At 61.7% G+C, this 2,874-nt stretch carries 2 protein-coding genes and 1 pseudogene; all 3 read right to left on the reverse strand.

Translation table 11 applies throughout. The annotated features are described in order from the left end of the window. Positions 1–605, reverse strand: a pseudogene (locus tag E3374_RS12190) (transposase); the annotation flags it as partial. A gap of 373 nt (positions 606–978) precedes the next feature. Next, positions 979–1,767 (reverse strand): glucose 1-dehydrogenase, encoded by a 789-nt coding sequence (locus E3374_RS12195; RefSeq protein WP_248299479.1) that lies wholly within the window; start codon positions 1,765–1,767, stop codon positions 979–981. A gap of 59 nt (positions 1,768–1,826) precedes the next feature. Then, on the reverse strand, positions 1,827–2,870 hold the full coding sequence (locus tag E3374_RS12200) for a zinc-dependent alcohol dehydrogenase family protein (protein ID WP_136689337.1): 1,044 nt from the start codon (positions 2,868–2,870) through the stop codon (positions 1,827–1,829). Positions 2,871–2,874: the final 4 nt, after the last annotated feature.

The following is a 2,874-nucleotide window of genomic DNA, read 5'->3' on the forward strand; positions in this document are numbered from 1 at the left end:
ATCCTGGTCCCACAGGAGCAATCGCTTCGCCTGAGCCTTCTCGCTGGTCTGCATCCGCTTGGGAACGACGTAGGAGAGCCCGCGCTCGCTGATCATCTCCAGGACGTGCTGACTATCGAACTCCCGGTCCATCAGCACGTTATCGACGTGAACGAGGTCCTCAGCCGAATCGAGCAAGTCCTTGACGATTTCCAGCCGTGTCTCCCCCTTTCGGATGGAGGCGCGTCCAGCACAATCGGGACGGCATTCCCGACCAACTGCACCGTCGCCCACTGGGAGGCGTATTCGTCGGTTTTCTCTTTCGTCCCGATAATCTCGTCTTCGTAGCCCGTTCTATCGCCGGTGAACGGGTGAGCTTCAGTAATGTCGATGGCAACGATCCCTGCTCGGAAGAACTGCTCTGTCTCTGCAACTTCGTTCAGGAGCCGAGTGATGGCCTGCCGATACATCGCTCGCACTTGGTCAATCGAGAGATCGCGGATGTGCTCGCGATGGGCGTGCCCCAGCGGTGTCCGATCCCGGGTCGATTCGTAGACGAAACTGTGAGCTCCTTCGGTCGCAGCCAACCGTTCGCGAAGTCCGAGATACGTCTGCAACCCCCAGTAGGGTAACCCGGAAAGGCCAAACGCTGCGGAGAGTCGACTCGCGTAGACGGTGAACGTGAAGAGCGTCCCCCAGATGGTGGTGAGCATACAGACGCCCAGAGCGACCAGCAGCCAGGCCTGACCGGAGTCCATGGCCCCTCACGCGCCGTGGATCCTCAGTTTCTGTCATGATCAGACATCCTGGAACTGTTTCTGTGTCGTCGCACTCATCGATGTCGAGAGGTTGTGGTAGGCGTCGATTTGATCTTGGAGTTGGTCGGCCTTCTCATCGGCGAGTTCGAGTGCGTCTTCGCTGGCGATGAATCGGCACGGACGACACCTCTTCGCGGATCACTCGACCAACGCATCGACGAGTGTGGTCGGGTCGTTCGGCTCACACCGTCTGACCACCGTCGACGACCATCGGGTGTCCGAGGACGAACGACGCGGCGTCCGAACAGAGCCAGACGACGGTATCCGCGATCTCTTCTGGCGTCCCCATCCGTCCGATCGGCTCCTGGTTTATCACTGCCTGACGGCCTCCTTCCCTGTTGTCGGTGACGCGATCCATCATCGACGTGTCGACGATCCCCGGACAGACGGCGTTGATACGGAGATCCGTGTCGGCGTATTCGAGCGCTGCCGACTTCGTGAGGCCGACGACGCCGTGTTTCGCGGCGACGTACGCGGCTTCCGGGAAACCTCTGATGCCAGCGCCCGACGCGACGTTGACGATCGCACCACCCTGTTCCAAGATGTGTGGGATCTCGTACTTCACCGAGAGGAAGACCCCGCGCAGATCCGTGTCGATGATCCGATCCCACTCGTCTTCATCCAAGTTTGCCGTCTTCTCTGGTCCTTGTTCGACGCCTGCATTGTTGCACGCGTAGTCGAGGCGTCCGAACTCCTCGATCGCGGCATCGAGTGCAGCCTGGACGTCGTTAGACTTCCGCAAGTCACAGGTGACCGCGAGTGCGCGACTCCCAGTCTCCTCGATCAGATCCGCCGTTTCCTCGTTGCCCGCCTCGTCGATGTCGGCCACCACGACGTCGGCCCCTTCGCGGGCAAATGCAAGCGCCGTGGCGCGGCCGATTCCGCCCGCTGCTCCCGAGACGAACGCGACCGTGTCTTCGAAATCGAATTTCTCGCTCGTGGGCACAGCTTCCTCTTGATTACGTGGCACTGGTTACTCCAGTTCGGTGTACTATCTGGGACATTGTAGGTTGGTCGCTCATCGGGACGCTACGCATCGAGTTTCACCATTACCTTCACTGCCTCCCGCTCGTCCATCGCGCGATATCCTTCCGGCACGTCATCGAGATCGACCGTCTTCGTGAAGATCGGCGATGGGTCGAGGGTTCCCTGCACCACGTCGGCCACGAGTTCCTCGGCATAGGCCCGGACGGGTGCAGGGCCACCGGTGAACGATGCATTCTTGGAGAACAGTTGCTCGACGAACGCGGGACTTTCGACGTGTGGGACACCGACGTAGCCGATGTTGCCACCCGGCCGGACTACTTGTGTCGCCGTCTCTAACGCTGACTGTGCGCCCACGCATTCGAGGACGTGGTTCGCGCCGCCGTGTGTAAGTTCCGTGACTGCTTCGATGGCGTCTTCACCGCGGCTAGACACGGTCTCCGTCGCACCGAATTCCTCGGCGAGCGCCAGTCGGTCCTCGTGGTGTCCCATCGCGATAATGCGCTCAGCGCCAAGCCGTTTCGAGGCGAGGACGCCACAGAGTCCGACTGCACCGTCGCCGACGACGACTGCTGTGTCACCGGCGCTGACATCCGCGCTGACGGCGGCGTGGTGGCCTGTTCCCATCACGTCGGTCAGGGGGAGGAGGGCTTCGAGCGTTTCCTCGTCGTCAGCGTATCGGTCCGGCACGCGAACGAGTGTCCCGTTCGCGAGCGGAACGCGAAGCTTTTCTGCCTGCGCGCCGCCGACACCGAGGCCATCCCAGAACCCACCGTTGACACACGAGGTGTGGAGGCCCTTGCGACAGAACTCACACTGGCCACAGCTTGTTCCGAACGGGGCGAACACCCGGTCACCCGGCTGGACGTGCCGGACCGCCGCCCCGACTTCCTCGACGATGCCCATCGGTTCATGGCCGATGGGCGTTCCTTCGTCGTATTCGTCCGCGCCCCGGTAGGGCCACAGATCCGAACCGCAAATCGCGGTATGGGTGATACGAACGATCGCGTCGGTTGGCTCCTCGATGCCCGGGCCGGCTCTCTCTTCGATCCGGATATCGCCAGGGCCGTGATACGTTGCTGCCTTCATCGTT

The organism is Halorhabdus amylolytica (assembly GCF_004944975.1).
Classification (GTDB): domain Archaea; phylum Halobacteriota; class Halobacteria; order Halobacteriales; family Haloarculaceae; genus Halorhabdus; species Halorhabdus amylolytica.